This window comes from Agrobacterium rubi TR3 = NBRC 13261, assembly GCF_000739935.1.
In the GTDB taxonomy this organism is placed as follows: Bacteria; Pseudomonadota; Alphaproteobacteria; order Rhizobiales; family Rhizobiaceae; genus Agrobacterium; species Agrobacterium rubi.
Genome location: NZ_BBJU01000014.1, coordinates 230,768 through 246,941, shown reverse-complemented (window position 1 = coordinate 246,941; position 16,174 = coordinate 230,768). Strand labels below are relative to the sequence as shown.

16 protein-coding genes are annotated in these 16,174 nt (G+C 57.3%); 7 read left to right on the top strand and 9 right to left on the bottom strand.

Going from position 1 to position 16,174, the window contains the following annotated elements:
- Positions 1–306: 306 nt before the first annotated feature.
- The gene (gene parE / locus RRU01S_RS12315) at positions 307–2,373 is read right to left on the bottom strand and encodes a DNA topoisomerase IV subunit B (RefSeq protein ID WP_045230558.1); all 2,067 of its coding nucleotides are present in this window, start codon (positions 2,371–2,373) and stop codon (positions 307–309) included.
- Positions 2,374–2,546: 173 nt separating this feature from the next.
- Between parE and RRU01S_RS12310 the strand changes: the two genes are divergently transcribed.
- The 6 genes from RRU01S_RS12310 to RRU01S_RS12285 all read left to right on the top strand — a co-directional run bounded on the left by RRU01S_RS12310 (position 2,547) and on the right by RRU01S_RS12285 (position 8,557).
- Positions 2,547–3,428 carry a phospholipase gene (locus RRU01S_RS12310; protein WP_045230557.1) on the top strand — a complete coding sequence of 294 codons (882 nt, stop codon included), beginning with the start codon at positions 2,547–2,549 and terminating at the stop codon, positions 3,426–3,428.
- 185 nt (positions 3,429–3,613) lie between these two features.
- The gene (gene tpiA, locus RRU01S_RS12305; RefSeq protein WP_045230556.1) at positions 3,614–4,384 is read left to right on the top strand and encodes a triose-phosphate isomerase; all 771 of its coding nucleotides are present in this window, start codon (positions 3,614–3,616) and stop codon (positions 4,382–4,384) included.
- A gap of 118 nt (positions 4,385–4,502) precedes the next feature.
- The gene (gene secG, locus RRU01S_RS12300) at positions 4,503–4,973 is read left to right on the top strand and encodes a preprotein translocase subunit SecG (protein ID WP_045230639.1); all 471 of its coding nucleotides are present in this window, start codon (positions 4,503–4,505) and stop codon (positions 4,971–4,973) included.
- Positions 4,974–5,129: 156 nt separating this feature from the next.
- Positions 5,130–6,758 (top strand): CTP synthase, encoded by a 1,629-nt coding sequence (gene pyrG, locus RRU01S_RS12295; protein ID WP_045230555.1) that lies wholly within the window; start codon positions 5,130–5,132, stop codon positions 6,756–6,758.
- Positions 6,759–6,776: 18 nt separating this feature from the next.
- The gene (locus RRU01S_RS12290; RefSeq protein ID WP_045230554.1) at positions 6,777–7,646 is read left to right on the top strand and encodes an ornithine carbamoyltransferase; all 870 of its coding nucleotides are present in this window, start codon (positions 6,777–6,779) and stop codon (positions 7,644–7,646) included.
- 197 nt (positions 7,647–7,843) lie between these two features.
- Positions 7,844–8,557: a DNA helicase gene (locus RRU01S_RS12285; RefSeq protein WP_045230553.1), complete on the top strand. Its 714-nt coding sequence runs from the start codon at positions 7,844–7,846 to the stop codon at positions 8,555–8,557.
- Positions 8,558–8,616: 59 nt separating this feature from the next.
- On the opposite strand, the gene RRU01S_RS12280 is transcribed toward RRU01S_RS12285, so the two are convergent.
- From RRU01S_RS12280 to RRU01S_RS12250, 8 genes are all read right to left on the bottom strand, one after another.
- Positions 8,617–9,093 carry a pyridoxamine 5'-phosphate oxidase family protein gene (locus RRU01S_RS12280; protein WP_045230552.1) on the bottom strand — a complete coding sequence of 159 codons (477 nt, stop codon included), beginning with the start codon at positions 9,091–9,093 and terminating at the stop codon, positions 8,617–8,619.
- 15 nt (positions 9,094–9,108) lie between these two features.
- Positions 9,109–10,329, bottom strand: coding sequence for a molybdopterin molybdotransferase MoeA (locus RRU01S_RS12275; RefSeq protein WP_045230638.1), 1,221 nt, complete (start codon positions 10,327–10,329; stop codon positions 9,109–9,111).
- Between the two features lie 55 nt (positions 10,330–10,384).
- Positions 10,385–10,867 (bottom strand): cyclic pyranopterin monophosphate synthase MoaC, encoded by a 483-nt coding sequence (gene moaC, locus RRU01S_RS12270; protein WP_045230551.1) that lies wholly within the window; start codon positions 10,865–10,867, stop codon positions 10,385–10,387.
- Positions 10,864–11,679, bottom strand: a complete 816-nt coding sequence (gene trpC, locus RRU01S_RS12265) for an indole-3-glycerol phosphate synthase TrpC (protein WP_045230550.1) — start codon at positions 11,677–11,679, stop codon at positions 10,864–10,866. Before trpC ends, moaC begins: the two co-directional genes overlap by 4 nt.
- A 9-nt stretch (positions 11,680–11,688) precedes the next feature.
- On the bottom strand, positions 11,689–12,702 hold the full coding sequence (gene trpD, locus RRU01S_RS12260) for an anthranilate phosphoribosyltransferase (protein ID WP_045230549.1): 1,014 nt from the start codon (positions 12,700–12,702) through the stop codon (positions 11,689–11,691).
- A gap of 23 nt (positions 12,703–12,725) precedes the next feature.
- Positions 12,726–14,618 carry a peptidylprolyl isomerase gene (locus RRU01S_RS12255; RefSeq protein ID WP_045230548.1) on the bottom strand — a complete coding sequence of 631 codons (1,893 nt, stop codon included), beginning with the start codon at positions 14,616–14,618 and terminating at the stop codon, positions 12,726–12,728.
- Between the two features lie 277 nt (positions 14,619–14,895).
- Positions 14,896–15,030, bottom strand: coding sequence for a hypothetical protein (locus RRU01S_RS26695; protein WP_268822333.1), 135 nt, complete (start codon positions 15,028–15,030; stop codon positions 14,896–14,898).
- A gap of 42 nt (positions 15,031–15,072) precedes the next feature.
- Entirely contained in the window at positions 15,073–15,252 is a 180-nt protein-coding gene (locus tag RRU01S_RS12250; protein WP_045230547.1) for a hypothetical protein, read from the bottom strand.
- Positions 15,253–15,660: 408 nt separating this feature from the next.
- On the opposite strand from RRU01S_RS12250, the gene coaD reads away from it, so the two are divergent.
- On the top strand, positions 15,661–16,155 hold the full coding sequence (gene coaD, locus RRU01S_RS12245; RefSeq protein WP_045230546.1) for a pantetheine-phosphate adenylyltransferase: 495 nt from the start codon (positions 15,661–15,663) through the stop codon (positions 16,153–16,155).
- The last annotated feature ends 19 nt before the right edge of the window (positions 16,156–16,174 follow it).

Genomic DNA, 16,174 nt, shown 5'->3' with positions numbered 1-16,174 from the left:
GTTTTGTTTGGCATAATGGTAGCACTACCAATGGTGGATTTAACTTGCAGACACTATCATTGCGGAAAACGTCGAGCAATGTGGCCTTGTGTCATCGGTAACGCAAAATTTGCGCCGCGACCTAAAAGTTCTCCTCATTCCTGTGCTTGTCACAGGAATCCAGTCGTCGCGCGTCTGCGCGGCGAAAAGACTCATCTCAGCCCAAGGACTTGGGCTGACTGGATTCCTGTGACAAGCACAGGAATGAGGGCGAGACGAAGTCGCGGAGCAGAAGACTAATGCCGATCATAAGACACGTCTTTGGCTTCAAATATCCAAATTCTCCGCAAACGCAGACCGATCCTGAATGAACCGGAAGCGCGCCTCAGGTTTCGTGCCCATCAGGTTGTCAACCGCTTCGCGGGTGCCCTCGAAATCCACGTCATCGATTTCCACGCGCAGCAACGTACGCTTGGAGGGGTCCATGGTCGTTTCTTTCAACTGAGCTGGCATCATTTCGCCGAGGCCTTTGAAGCGTCCGATTTCGACCTTCTTGCCTTTGAAGACGGTTTCCATCAACTCGGCACGGTGCGCGTCGTCGCGGGCGTAGACTGTCTTCGCACCCTGACGGATGACGTAGAGCGGCGGCACGGCCAGATAGAGGTGGCTGCCGCGGATGAGTTCGGGCATTTCCTGATAGAAGAAGGTAATCAGCAGGGAGGCGATATGCGCGCCATCGACATCGGCATCGGTCATGATGACGATGCGCTCATAACGCAAATCCTCATCGCGATACTTGGTGCGCGTGCCGCAACCCAGCGCCTGAATGAGATCGGCGATCTGCTGGTTGGCAGAGAGCTTTTCGCGGCTGGCGCTGCCGACGTTGAGGATCTTGCCTCGCAGCGGTAGAATGGCCTGATTGGCACGGTTGCGCGCCTGCTTGGCAGAACCGCCAGCCGAATCACCTTCGACGATGAACAGTTCGGCGCCCTCAGCCGTGTTCTGCGAGCAATCCGCCAGCTTGCCGGGCAGGCGCAGCTTGCGAACGGCGGTCTTGCGATTGACTTCCTTTTCCTTGCGGCGACGAAGGCGTTCTTCGCAGCGCTCGATAACCCAGTCGAGCAGCTTCGCTGCTTCGTTCGGGTTCCCGGCGAGGTAATGGTCGAACGGATCACGCAGCGCGTTCTCAACGATGCGCTGGGCTTCCACTGTCGCCAGCTTGTCCTTGGTCTGGCCGACGAATTCCGGCTCGCGAATGAAGACGGACAGCATGCCAACAGCCGAAATCATCACGTCATCGGTGGTGATTTCGCGGGCGCGCTTGTTCTGCGTCAACTCGGCGTAGTTTTTGAGACCCTTGGTCAGCGCGATGCGTAGCCCTGCCTCGTGCGTGCCGCCTTCCGGCGTCGGAATGGTGTTGCAATAGGAATGCAGTTGCGCATCGCCGCCATACCACGTCACAGCCCATTCCATCGCACCATGACCGCCGGTCTTTTCCGTCTTGCCGGAGAAGATTTCGCGCGTAACGGTGAATTCCTTGCCAAGCGTTGCCGCCAGATAATCCTTCAGGCCGCCGGGGAAGTGGAAGACTGCCTTTTCAGGAATGTCACCATCCGGTGCCACCATGCCGGGATCGCAGCTCCAGCGGATCTCGACGCCGCCGAAGAGATAGGCTTTCGAGCGCGCCATGCGGAAGATGCGGGCTGGTTCGAACTTTGCGTGGTCGCCGAAGATTTGCGGATCGGGATGGAAACGCACGCGGGTGCCGCGACGATTGTGCACATCGCCAAGCTCTTCAAGCCCGCCCATGGGCACGCCGCGCGAAAAGCGCTGGCGGTAGAGCTTGCGATTGCGCGCGACTTCCACTTCCAGCAGGTCCGAAAGCGCATTGACCACGGACACGCCGACGCCGTGCAGACCTCCAGACGTTTCATAGGCCTTGCCGTCGAACTTGCCGCCCGCATGCAGCTTGGTCATGATGACTTCGAGCGTGGACTTGCCCGGCACTTGCGGATGGTTTTCCACGGGTATACCGCGACCATTGTCGCTAACGGTCAGAAAGCCTTCCGCGTCCAGATGCACTTCGATGAAATTGGCGTGGCCCGCGACGGCTTCGTCCATGGAGTTGTCGATGACTTCGGCAAACAGATGGTGCAGAGCCTTTTCATCCGTGCCGCCAATATACATGCCGGGGCGCATGCGCACGGGCTCCAGCCCCTCCAGCACGCGGATGGACGACGCTCCATATTCTTGCTCGGACGAGGTTGTTACCGCCGCAGGCTTCGGCGCGCTGGCAGCAGCTTTCACCACGGGCGCAGGTTTTGCTACAGCAGACTCTGGCTCCTGTGGCTTCGGTGCGGGTTGGCTTGAAAAGAGATCGTTGCTATCGTCCATTGTGCCCAGTTCAATCAGAATTTGGCCATGCGAGCAGGTTTATGATTTGCCGCTGATGGCAACGCATATTTGCTACTCAAGCACGGATGATCGGTTTTCGCGTCGTCCAAGGATTGCGCCGCGCTCGCCCGAATGGCAAGTGTTGTGGCCGAATTGAATGGGTTCCTCAAGGCATGTCCACAGCTATCTTCACCTTTTGTACTCTTTTTTGCCTGTCTGTTGCGATCGTGCCAGCCTCGGCCCAAAGCGCCAGCGGACCGCTGAAACCCTTCAAGGACGAGCTGTTTTCCAGCCAGACGGTGTTGTCCACCGGCGACAATGGCGCATCTGAAATCATCGATTATCAGGAAATGCGCGACATCAACGGGCGTGACGAAACGCCTGAGCGCCGTGTGAAGCGACAATATGTCGATCTCGCGCCCAAGAAATTCCAGGCGCTGGAAACGATCTCGGTCGGGGGCAGGGCGCTGGATGTTGGTCGCGTGGGTGCTGCTTCCGGTCAGGCCTTCACCGTCATCTTCATTCACGGACGCGGCGGCGACCGCCGGCTGGGCATGAACGACTATACCTTCGGCGGCAACTTCAATCGGCTGAAAAATCTGGCCGTTGCCAATGGCGGCACCTATTATGCACCGAGTGTGAAGAGCTTCGATGAAAAGGGCGTGGCCGATGTCGCAGCCCTGATTTCAGATGCCAAGGCAAAATCCGGCGGGCGTCCCGTCATCCTCGCCTGCGCCTCCATGGGCAGCTTCATCTGCTATGGCATCAGCCGCGACAGCAAAGCCGTATCCGATCTAAAGGGCATGGCCATCCTTGGCGGCGCGGTCGATCCCGATTTTCCCAAAAGCGCGTTTGCGAAGGCCAAAAAGCCCCTCTGGTTCACGCATGGCAGCGAAGACAAGGTGTATTCGGCAGACCAGCAAGCCACGATGTTTCGCTCTTTGCTGAAGGCGGGGCAGCCGGTTCGGTTCACGCTGTACAAGAGCGGCACCCATGGAACGCCGGTGCGTATGACCGACTGGCGCTCCGTCTTGAACTTCCTGATCGCGCGTTGAGCCGGAAAATTGCTTCTGATACCGAAAACGAACGAAAAATAGCGATTTTGCCCAAGGTTTTCCACGCAAATCGTTCTTTTTTGTACCAAATTTCGACCGTACGTTTTAAGAGGGACGGGTAATCTGACGTTGTGGCGCTTTCTGTTGAAGCGAGCGCCTATCAAGCAAAGAGGAATGGATCGCTTATGACCCCTGATGTTCGCCCGCTCGTCGCTGGAAACTGGAAGATGAACGGAACGCGCGAGTCGCTTGATCAGATCAAAGCGATGGCCGAAGGTGTCAAAGGTTCCCTTTCAGAAAAGGTGGATGCGCTGATCTGCCCGCCCTCGACGCTTCTTTATGTGGCGACGGCCCTGTGCGATGACAGCCCGCTGAAAATCGGCGCGCAGGATTGCCACCAGAACGCTTCTGGTGCCCACACGGGCGATATTTCCGCAGAAATGATTGCCGATTGCTTCGGCACATACGTCATCGTTGGCCATTCCGAACGCCGCACCGACCACGCCGAGACCGACCATCTGGTTCGCGCCAAGGCATCCGCAGCACACGCTGCAGACCTCGTTGCCATCGTCTGCATCGGTGAGACGGCGGATGAGCGCAAGTCCGGCCAGACGCTTGATATTCTCAAGCGGCAGTTGGCCGGGTCCCTGCCGGATGAGGCGACTGCCGCAGATACGGTCATCGCCTACGAACCCGTCTGGGCTATCGGCACCGGCCTGACGCCGACCACGCAGGACGTGCGCGAGGCCCATGCCTTCATGCGTGATGAACTGGTCAAGCGTTTCGGCGAAGAAGGCAAGGGCATGCGCATTCTCTATGGCGGCTCCGTTAAGCCCACCAATGCGCTGGAATTGATGGGTGTCGAGAATGTCGATGGCGCGCTGATCGGCGGTGCCAGCTTGAAAGCATCCGACTTCCTGTCCATCTATGCGGCATACGAGAAATTGACGGCTTGATTTTTTAGGTAAAGCAACCCGGCTTTCGTCTCGCAGGGGCTTGGAATACGCTTTCGCCTCATGTAAAGAGCCGCAAACTTCTTCATTGTGCTCCTGATGGGGCATGGAATGGATTGTCATGCAGAACGTACTGATTGTTATTCATCTCATGATCGTGCTGGCGCTCGTCGGCGTGGTTCTGATCCAGCGTTCCGAAGGCGGTGGCCTTGGTATCGGTGGTGGCTCAGGCTTCATGTCCGCACGCGGTACGGCAAATGCCCTGACGCGCACCACCGCCATCCTCGCGGCGCTGTTTTTCGCAACGTCCCTCGGCCTTGGTCTTCTGACCCGCTACGAAGCGCGCCCGACCGATATTCTGGACCGTATTCCCGCCACGCAAGGGCAAGGTAACGGCATTCTGGATACGCTTGGCCCATCGTCTGGCGCACCGGCAACGCAGGCTCCGGCGGAAGGTGGCGTGCCATCCTCCAGCAACGGCGCTGCCGCTCCTGCGACAGGCACGACACCGGCTCCGGCCACGACGACACCGGCCACTCCGGCACCTGCGACACCGGCTCCGGCCAACAACGCAGTTCCGACCGGCCAGTAAAACCGGTTCAATCCTATCACTCCGGCAGGCCAAAAGCCTGCCGGTTTTCTTTTGTTCACATTCCGGCCAAGCGTAGTCCTTCATCAACAGATGAATGCGGGCGTTCAGAAATTTGGGCTGGCGGAATCACTCTTTTAAAGGTAAGCGGTAAATCCCATGGCGCGATATGTATTCATCACAGGCGGCGTGGTCTCCTCACTTGGTAAGGGCATTGCGGCCGCAGCACTCGGAGCGTTGTTGCAATCTCGTGGTTATCGGGTGCGGCTTCGCAAACTTGACCCCTATCTCAATGTCGATCCCGGCACCATGAGCCCCACCCAGCACGGTGAGGTGTTCGTGACCGATGACGGCGCGGAGACCGACCTCGATCTTGGTCACTACGAACGCTTCACGGGGCGCTCGGCCACCAAGACCGACAACATCACTACGGGTCGCATCTACAAGAACATCATCGATAAGGAACGCCGCGGCGATTATCTCGGCGCGACGGTGCAGGTCATTCCCCACGTCACCAACGAAATCAAGAATTTCGTGACCGAAGGCAATGAGGAATACGACTTCGTCATCTGCGAAATCGGCGGCACGGTGGGTGACATCGAAGCCATGCCATTCATGGAAGCCATCCGTCAGGCCAAGAACGACCTGCCACGCGGCACGGCCATCTTCGTGCACCTGACGCTGATGCCGTATATTCCAGCGGCCGGTGAGCTGAAGACGAAGCCAACGCAGCACTCCGTCAAGGAATTGCAAGCGCTGGGTATTCACCCCGATATTCTTCTCGTGCGTGCCGATCGGGAAATCCCCGAGGCCGAACGTCGCAAGCTCTCGCTGTTCTGCAACGTGCGTCCATCCGCCGTCATTCAGGCGCTGGATGTGGCCAATATCTATGACGTTCCGATTGCCTACCACAAGGAAGGCCTCGACAACGAAGTGCTGGCAGCCTTCGGCATCGAGCCTGCGCCAAAGCCAAGGCTTGAGCAGTGGGAGGAGGTCTGCAACCGCATCCACACGCCAGAAGGCGAAGTGACCATTGCCATCGTCGGCAAATATACCGGCCTGAAGGATGCGTATAAGTCGCTGATCGAAGCCCTGCATCACGGTGGCTTTGCCAACCGCGTCAAGGTCAAGCTGGAGTGGATCGAGTCGGAAGTCTTCGAAAAGGAAGACCCGGCACCTTATCTCGAAAAGGTCGATGCCATCCTCGTTCCCGGCGGTTTCGGCGAGCGTGGTTCCGAGGGCAAGATTCGTGCGGCGCAATATGCCCGCGAGCGACAGGTGCCGTATTTCGGTATCTGCTTCGGCATGCAGATGGCGGTCGTGGAAGCGGCTCGCAATCTAGCCGGTATCGAGGCGGCCTCATCCACCGAATTCGGCACGACATCCGAGCCGGTCGTCGGCCTGATGACCGAATGGGTGAAGGGCAACGAGCTCGAAAAGCGCAACGCAGCCGGCGATCTCGGCGGCACGATGCGCCTGGGCGCCTACAAGGCCTCGCTCAAGAAAGACACCAAGATTGCCGAAATCTACGGCTCCACGGACATTTCCGAACGCCACCGCCACCGCTACGAAGTCAACGTAGACTACAAGGACCGCCTCGAAAACTGCGGCCTCGTCTTCTCCGGCATGTCCCCCGACGGCGTCCTGCCGGAAACGGTGGAATACCCCGACCACCCATGGTTCATCGGCGTGCAGTACCACCCCGAACTCAAAAGCCGCCCCCTCGACCCGCACCCGCTGTTTGCGAGTTTTATTGAGGCCGCTCTGGAGCGGAGCCGTTTGGTTTGAGGAGCATTCCAGAAAGCGATGACAAAGAAGAGTTTTCTGGAATTCCATCAGCTTGACGCAGACACGTTGAACGCAATCATAGCCCGTGCCGAGGAATTGGCGCGGGCTTGGTCGTTAAGGACCATGCCACAGTGCTTAGCGGGCAAGCGTTTGGCGGTCATTGCCGATGACACGGGTTGGCGCAACACCACGGCATTCGATCTTGGTATTCAAGCCATGGGCGGTCTGAGCATCCAGCCTCCCGTCCGGTTCAATGTTCGCGAGACGACAGCCGATTTGGCCGGCTATCTCGACAACTGGTTCGATATTCTCATCGTCCGCACGCGGTCTCTCGAAACATTGAGGAAATTGGATGCTTGCTCTAAAGCATCGGTGATCAATGCCCGAACCACATCCAATCATCCATGTGAGACGCTGGGCGATCTGAGCTACATCAAACGTCAGCGCGGTTACATCGAAGGCCTTAAAGTGGTGTGCGTGGCACCCGACGCCAATATCCTGCGCTCCTGGGTCGAGGCATCCATCGCATTACCTATCGACGTCGTGCAGGTCTATCCGCAGCAATGGCATGTTCGTGAAGAGCGGCTGCTGAATGAGCGTTTTCGCGTCAGTACCGATATGCAAGAATTGCTGGATGCTGATGTTATCATAACCGATTCCTGGGTCGGCGATGGCGATCCAGAGCAATTAAAGTCGTTTCGCATCACCGCATCTCTGTTGGATCAACTCAAAACTGAGGCTATTTTTCTTCCATGCCCGCCGGTGGAGCGAGGCCAAGAAGTGAGCGACGATGCCATGGAAAACGCGCTTTGCCAAAGCCAAGCGGCGAAGGCTTATTTGCTCCATGCCCAGAATGCCCTGTTGGAATGGGTTGTTTCTGAGCCCTGAAAAGAGTTGATGACCGACACGGATAAGCTTGAGTCGAATCACCACGAGCGCTAGCATTGGTCACAGGCTTGACCCACGCCTCCTCCCTCCTATCGGGGAAGTACTGTCCGTATGGGGTGACTAACCATCATCGAACCACCTGTTCGAGCAACGCATAAGGAGGGGTTGCGTCTACGGCTCGTAGAGGAGGTCAATCGATGACACTGTCTGCACCCATATTTCAATTGAAACGTCGTGCGAAGCTTATGGCGCGCGACAAGAACATGCCACTTCATGAGGCCTTGGACTCGGTAGCAGCTTCGGAAGGGTTCGCAAGCTGGAGCCTGCTTTCGTCGCATTCCACTGCACCTCAAGAGGCTGAGAAAACACTTCATCTGTTAAGTGACGGCGATATGCTGTTGGTGGCTGGTCGCCCCGGGCAGGGAAAGACAAGATTTGCTTTGCGTATTTTAGTGGATGCGCTCCAGGATAAAAGACGCGCCATTTTATTCACGCTCGAGTTCACGGAGCAGCAGGCGCGGCAGCACATCCGCACGATCAGCAAAGGCAATCCTGAGGTTGCTAATACGCTCCAGATCTTCACGTCCGATGCGATCAGTGCCGATTACATCATCCAGCATCTTTCAGATTTGGAGAGAGGAAGCATCGTCGTTATCGACTTCCTCCAAATTCTGGACCAGAATCGAAGCAAGCCACCACTCTCGGAGCAGGTTTTGGCTCTTTCCGAATTTGCAAAAAAGACTGGCGTGATCTTGGTCTTCATCTCTCAAATCGACCGATCTTTCGACCCTGATGCAAAGCGGATTCCCGACATCGGCGATGTCCGTGTGGCCAACGATATCGATCTTAGGCTCTTTACCAAAACATGCTTTTTGCATGGAAAAGAGATGGATTTTAAGAAGGTAGCGTAACGATCAGACCGTCGCGACAGTTTGAAGAGGTCGCGACGGTCTGGCCCAAACTTGACGTTTTATTCTGTAATGACGTTTGGGGAGACGCCGTAGGTGTCGTAAGCGCTTTGCATGCGGTCCGTCTCTGTTCGCTCCGGAAAGAGTTTATAGCTGGGCGCCCATATCCGCGAAATTCTGCTGATCTCGATCGCAATAAGACGCTGGATTGGATAGTCATTGCCCACCATTTTTAATACCTGATGCCCAACAACTCGGAAATCGGCGTCTTCGCGCTCGATGATGACAGCCCTGCCGATAATTTTGAACCCACGTTGATGAAAGATGTCGATGAAGCTGACACAGACATTGGGGTTGGCGCGAATATTCCGAACGGAATTGGCTGAAGCGATATCTGCGACCACGATACGATCATCTCCATATGTTGAGAAAATCTCCTTCGGGCTGACATTTGGAATGCCAGACAGATCTGCGGTGGCAAGCCAGCATAGTACAGAATTGTCTATGTCGGTTTGCATCGCTTCATTGATTGTGTTCATGGGGATATCTCCGAATTACGACCGCAACCGCACCACCAAACACTCCCCACCAGCCTCCAACTCCTCCGCAAACGGCGCACGCACAATCAGGCAATCGGACTCCGCCATGATCTTCATCATCGACGAATCCTGCTTGGTGAAGGCCTCGACAACCGGCTGACCATCTTCGTGGCCAACGATACGGGCGCGCAGATAATCCTGCCTCTGGTCGTTGGCCTTCAGCGCCGTCGCAGTCCTGGCTTTGGCTTCGAGGGAGGTAATCCGGCGGTGGCTGAGTTTTTGGATGAGGGGTTCCAGAAACAGCAGGCTGCAGACGAGGCTGGCGACGGGGTTGCCGGGGAGGCCCAGCACCTGCATGTCGCCGATGGAGCCGACCATCAGTGGTTTGCCGGGGCGCATGGCGATGCGCCAGAAATCGAGTGTCATGCCTTGTGCTTTCAGTGCCGCTTGTACGAGGTCGTGCTCGCCGACAGAGGCTCCACCCAGCGTGACGAGAACATCGGCTTTGGCCGTGGTGGCTTTGTCGATTGCGGCGCGGATGAGGGCTTCGTCGTCGGCTACGATGCCGAGGTCGAGAATGTCGGCGCCTGCTTTGCGGGCGAGTGCGGCGACGCCGAAGGTATTGGAGGCAATGATCTGCGCTGCGTCGGGCGTGCCACCGGGGGGGACCAGTTCGTCACCCGTTGCGAGAATGGCGATCAGCGGTTTGCGGAAGACGCTGAGCGTCGCGTGGTTCATGGCGGCGGCAAGGGTGATGTCGGTGAAGCTCATCTCCGTTCCTGCCTTCAGCCCCGTTTCGTCCTCGATGAAATCCTGTCCGCGCGGCCTGATGTGCCTGCCTGCGGTCACCGCAAATGTTGTGCGGATTTTGCCGGGCTTCAGCACTTCGGCGTCTTCCTGAATGAGAACGGCATCTGCCCCGGCTGGCACGATGGCACCGGTGAAAATGCGCACGGCTTGGCCTTCGCCAACGACGCCGTCAAAGGCGTGACCGGCGGCTGATTCGCCGATGACGCTGAGCACGGCACCGATCTGCGGTGCATCGGCAGCGCGCAGGGCGTAACCATCCATGGCGGATGCATCGAAAGGTGGTTGGGTGAGGCGGGCGACTAGATCGTGGGCCAGCACGCGGCCATCGGCTTGGTCGAGCGTGACGGTTTCCGTGCCGGTTACCGGAATGGCTGCCGCCAGCAAGCGCGCCTGTGCGTCTGCAACGGGCAAGAGGGCAGGTTTCATCATGGGTCCTCTCGCATGTCTTGTGCTGTCGGTTTGCGCCGCAGCGCTGCTTATCTCACAGTTTGAAATGCCCGGATTTGCCGCCACTCTTTTCCAGAAGGCGGATCGAGCCGATTTCCATGGTCTTGTCGGCGGCTTTGGCCATATCGTAAATGGTCAGGCACGCCACGGAAACGGCGGTCAGTGCTTCCATTTCCACGCCGGTCTTGCCGGTCAGCTTCACGGTCGCCTCCACGCGCAGGCCGGGCAGGGCGTCGTCTTCTGTGATATCCACGACGATCTTGGTCAGAATCAGCGGGTGGCACAGCGGAATGAGATTGGGCGTCTGCTTGGCGGCCATGATTCCTGCCAGCCGCGCCGTGCCGATGACGTCGCCCTTCTTGGCGTTGCCGTCTCGGATCAACACCAGCGTTTCCGGCTTCATCTTCACATAGCCTTCAGCCACTGCAACGCGCGTCGTTTCGGCCTTGTCGCCGACATCGACCATATGGGCCTCGCCGGAGGCGCCGATATGGGTGAGTTTGGGCTCGCTGCTCATTCCGCAGCCATAACGTCGTTGCGGCCCGTCAGCAGCATGCGTGTGGCGGCGGTCACGTCGTCCTTGCGCATCAGGCTTTCGCCCACCAGGAAGGTGGTGATGCCCGAAGCCTGAAGGCGGGTGCAATCCTCGAACGTAAAGACACCGCTTTCGCCCACCAGCAGCTTGTCCTGCGGCACCAGCTTTGCCAGACGCTCGCTGACCTCAAGGCTGACCTCGAAGGTGCGCAGGTTGCGGTTGTTGATGCCCAGCAGCGGCGAGGCGAGCTTCAGCGCACGCTCGGTCTCTTCCTCGTCATGCACTTCAACAAGAACATCCATGCCCAGCGAGAACGCCTCGTCCTCAAGACGCTTCGCCTCGTCATCGGAAAGTGACGCCATGATGAGAAGAATACAGTCTGCACCCCAGGCGCGTGCTTCGTGCACCTGATAGGTTTCGAACATGAAATCCTTGCGCAGCGCGGGCAGGGCGCAGGCGTTGCGGGCGTTCGTCAGAAATTCCGGTGCGCCTTGAAAGCTTGGCGTGTCCGTCAGCACGGAGAGGCAGGCCGCACCACCGGCTTCATAGGCCTTGGCCAGCGCTGGCGGATCGAAGTCAGGGCGGATGAGGCCTTTGGAAGGGCTGGCTTTCTTGATTTCGGCAATCAGGCCGAACGCACCGTTGTCCTGTCGACGCTTGAGCGCCTGATAGAAACCACGCGGCGCTGTCTGATCGGCTGCCATGGCTTTGAGATCAGCAAGCGAAACACGCGCATTGGCAGCAGCAATCTCTTCGCGCTTGTAGGCTTCGATCTTTTTCAGAATGTCGCTCATCCACGTGCCCTATTCTTCGTTCGAAACAGCAACCAGTCTGTCCAGCGCGGCAGCGGCCTTGCCTTCATCCAGAGAGGCGCTCGCAAGTCTCATGCCATCCATCAGTGTTTCGGTCTTGCCAGCAACAACAAGGGCAGCGGCAGCATTGCACAGCGATACATCGCGGTAAGCGTTCTTGCACCCGCTCAAAACGTCACGCAACGCCGCTGCATTGAAAACGCCATCCCCGCCCTTGAGATCATCGATGCTGGCGGTATCGACACCAAAATCCTTCGGCGTCAGATCGAATGTTCTGATCTTGCCAGATTCCAGCGCGGCGACATGGGTGGTGCCGGTGGTGGTGATTTCATCCAGACCATCGCCATGCATGACCCAGACACTTTCCGAGCCCAGATCACGCAGCACTTCTGCCAGCGGCACCAGCCAGTGCGGTGAAAATACGCCAAGCAATTGCTTCGTCGCGCCTGCCGGATTGGACAAGGGGCCGAGAAGGTTGAAAACCGTGCGTGTCCCAAGCTCCACCCGCGTTGGGCCGACATGGCGCATGGCGGAATGGTGAAGCTGCGCGAACATGAAACCAATGCCCGCTTGATGGATGCAGCGGCTGATCAGTTCGGGGCCGATATCCAGCTTCAAGCCAAGTGCCGACAGCGCATCCGCCGTACCCGACTTGGAACTCAAAGCGCGGTTGCCGTGCTTGGCAACCGGAACGCCGGTGCCTGCCACGATGATGGAGGCGAGAGTGGAGATGTTGTAAGTGCCAAGGCCATCGCCGCCCGTGCCGACAATATCGATGGCATCGGCAGGCGCGGTGACCGGCAGCATGCGCGAGCGCATGGAGGACACGGCACCTACGATTTCATCCACCGTTTCGCCACGCACCCGCAGGGCCATGAGAAAGGCACCGATCTGCGATGGCGTCGCCTCGCCGGACATCAGCACGTCGAAGGCCTGCCGCGCTTCTTCGCGGTTCAGGCTTTCGCCGTTGGCCACCTTCGCAATCAGCGGCTTCAAGTCAGCCATGTCCTCATGTCCCCAATTGCGGCTTAGTATCCGGTCAAGGCCTGGTCGGCGACAGCCTGATTGATGGATACACCATAATCGTTCTGAAGACGGCTAACCATCTGGTCGAGCATATCGTCGCCAGCGGCGGTTGCCATGGCGGTGATCTGCTGGTCGTTGTTGTCGAGTGCGTCGGATGGCTTGGTGGTGTTGACATCCGTGACCTTGAACAGAACGCGGCTGGAGCCATCTGCATCCGGCGCTGTGCCAACAAGGCCGTTTGCGCCCGCAAATGCGGCTGTAACTGCCTGCTGGCCAAGCAACGCATCTTCACTGGTGCGGCGAAGGCCCATCTTGGTTTCCACGGCAAGGCCCATCTCACCAGCAATCGTGGCCAGCGTTTCGCCTTTTTCGGCGCGTGCCTTCAACTCATCAGCCTTCGCGGCAAGGGCGGTGCGCTGCTGTTCGGCTGTCCAGTCGGCAACGACCTGTTCCTTGACCTCGTCGAGTGTTCTGTCGCGCGGTGGTGTGATCTGCTGAAGATCGAACCAGACATAGCCCTCTCGGCCGATGTTGACGGCAGGCGCATCCACGCCCTGTTCGGCCTTGAACACTTCCGCCACCAGTTCAGATGTCGGCAGGCCTTCGACCGGGTTGCCCTTTTCATCTTCACCATTGGCGTCGATGGCGTTGACGGTGACAGTCTTGAGGTTCAGCTGCGTTGCGGCATCCGCCAAGGACGAACCGCCGCCGCGCAAATCTTCGTAACGGTCGTGAACGGCGTTCATCTCTTCTGCGGCCTTGGTCGTGGCGAGATTGGTGCGAATCTCTTCCTTCGCCTCGTCCAGCGTCTTCATGCTTTCGTTCTTGATACCGGTGACGCGCAGTATGACCGGTCCGAAGGACCCGTCGACCACGGACGAAACGCCTCCATCCTTCTGGATTGCAAAGGCCGCCTCGGCAACCGACTGGTCAGGAACCGTGTCCCTGGTGAATTCACCAAGAGTCACGTCAGCGGGCTGTTTGCCCTGGTCTTTGACGACCTGATCGTATGTCGTGGTGCCGGCACGGATTTGCGCAGCAGCGGCTTCGGCCATTTCCTTGTCGGTAAATGTCAGCTGCTCGATGGTGCGACGTCCAGCGGTTCGGAAATTGTCTTTGTGGCCTTCGTAATAATCGGAAATCTGCTGGTCGGTGATAGCGCCCTGATCGGCGATATCGGTTGGCTCAAGCTTCACATAGCTGAACTTGCGATATTCCGGCGCGCGGTACTTGTCCTTGTTCTTTTCGAACCATGCGGCAAGCACATCGTCGCCCGGTGCTTTGACAGGATCGATATTGGCGTTGGAGAGCAGGATATATTCGATGGAGCGCTGTTCGTCGCGATACTGCTTCAGCGCATCAACGAGAACCTGTGGCGGCTTGAAGCCATCGGACACGGCATCCACGATCTGACCGCGCACGGCAACCTTGCTGCGTTCCTTCACGTAATCATCTTCGTTGAAACCGGCGCTGCGCAGACGCTGGCTGAACAGGTTGCGATCAAACTGGCCAGTGGAGGATTTGAACGATGGATCCTCGGAGATCAGCGTCGCAAGACGATCTTCGGATAGTCCGAGGTTCATCTTCGATGCGAGTTCGTCCAACGCCGCACCGGCAGCAAGCTGGCTGAAGACCTGACGGTCGATCCCAAAGGCCTTTGCCTGTTCAGTCGTAAGGCGTGTGCCGAACTGGCGACCGACATCGGCCATCTGGCGCTGATAGGCGAAGCGGAACTCGTTGGGCGTCACGCTCTGATCGCCAACCGTCATGACATCGCGCGAGTTGCTCGAAACCAGAGATGCGGATACGCCCCACACGCCGAAGGACAGGACGAGGAGCAAAAGCAGAATTTTTGCTGCCAGAGTACGAGAAGCATTTCTCAGGGAATCGAGCATCGTTATGCAAACCTCACAATATTCGCCCGTTACGCCGGGTCTGTGGGGCTTCCTTAAATCAATCCACTTTGAAATTGAAGGCTAAATTCCGCTGAAAAGAGCGCGATGGCAAACGATGGCGTGAGTATCTTGCCTCAAACAGCGATCTTCGACTGTTACAACAGTCGAGTGAGCAAGCAATTTATTGGAACTGAAGCCCAAAAACGAAAAAGCCGCCTCTTGAAAGGGCGGCTTCCGTGCACTTTGGATCATCTGAAATGAATTGGATAGCCCGTCGTCAGAAGGATTTGCGTCGCTCCAAGAGAACCTTGAAATCCTCATCTTCCTTGCGTGATTCCACCACCACGGAGATTACAGATGCCACGAACATGATACTAATCAGGGCTGCTAACAAGGTTAGGACAGTAATCATGGCATTTCACTCCAGAAGTGATTGCTAATCACTCCCGCTTGATCAGTAATAGTTCATGTACTGAGTGCGGGAAGTCAGCTGTGGGAAGTCAGAAGCGTTGTCTTGCGGCTTTTGACCGTAAAGGCTGAGCGTTGTTGCTACCATCGCGATAACCAACATTGTCCATGCCGTGCTGATAACGCCAATCTTGGAAGACGTAGACTGATTTGCTTTGGTAAACATGTGTTCGTTCCTTTAACTGCGATCTGAACGCGTGATCTCTGATCCAGTTCCGCGTTATTATTAAAAATCGATTAGCATTTCGCCTCTGAAGCCTTGTTGAATGCTTCGTTCATCTGGCGTTCAGAAAATCGGCAGTTCACGTCAATCCATAAAGACATATTCAACGACGAAGGATGTCGCGATTGTTAGGATCATCATGAACACCAGCATTTCCGTCTCCGATTGGGCTGCTTGCCCGTTTGCCATTCGATGAGACCGTTATAGCGATGCGCTTTGAAGCCGCGCTGAACGATGCATTCATGTGATGTTCACCCGCCTGTCCGGTCTGTGAGGCACCCCTGTGGTCTTGCGAAGACCCGTCTTCCATGACAAAAGGCGGCACAACCAACGTTCAGTATCGGGAGCGATATGACGATTGCCTTTTACCCCGGATCGTTCGATCCGATGACCAACGGACATCTGGACGTGTTGATCCAGTCGCTCAATGTTGCGTCGAAGGTCATCGTTGCTATTGGTATTCATCCCGGCAAGGCGCCTATGTTCAGCTTTGAAGAAAGAGCAGAGCTCATTCGTCTTGCTTTGAATGACGTGGTGCCGGATGCCGTCGATCGTCTGCGCGTCGTTTCCTTTGCCAATCTGGTGGTGGATGCCGCCCGCGAACATGGCGCGACACTTCTCGTTCGCGGCCTGCGGGATGGCACCGATCTGGATTACGAAATGCAGATGTCAGGCATGAACCGGCAGATGGCGCCCGATATTCAGACTGTTTTTCTACCCGCCGGCACGGCATCGCGGCCCATTACCGCCACATTGGTTCGTCAGATCGCCGCAATGGGCGGTAATGTGGAGACTTTCGTGCCGAAAGCCGTGTTGCACGCCCTCAACAGCAAGCTGAAACGCTAGTCTCAGCCAATATTCTGGA